The 318-nt window shown below is 42.1% G+C and carries 1 pseudogene; it reads right to left on the bottom strand.

Features of this window, described 5'->3' with window-relative positions:
• A pseudogene (locus tag ADI86_RS11015) lies at positions 1-318 on the bottom strand (winged helix-turn-helix domain-containing protein); the annotation flags it as partial.

Below are 318 nucleotides of genomic sequence, written 5' to 3'. Positions count from 1 at the left end.
GATATTCTCGCATATAATGACTAGGAATGCTAGGTCGGATTCCTTGAGGAGCCCAACAAGAACCCAGTTTACTGATTCTCCCGAAATCAGCTTCATCTTGGTACATCAAGCGAACCTTACGAAAACGTCTACTATATTTAAAGCGCTTTCTCATCTTCTTGAATTGAGATTTTATTTTTAGACGCGACAATGGTTTGAGCGTCTGCTTTCTTAGGATGTTCTGGACGTGGCGTAATATTTCGCCAACCATGGCGCTTCAACAGTTGATAGAAGGCATCACGTGTGTAGGAACGACCTAACTCCTTTTTATAAGCCTGA

The organism is Streptococcus pseudopneumoniae (assembly GCF_001074975.1).
GTDB classification, from domain to species: domain Bacteria; phylum Bacillota; class Bacilli; order Lactobacillales; family Streptococcaceae; genus Streptococcus; species Streptococcus pseudopneumoniae_D.
This window is presented reverse-complemented; position numbering and strand designations above follow the sequence as displayed.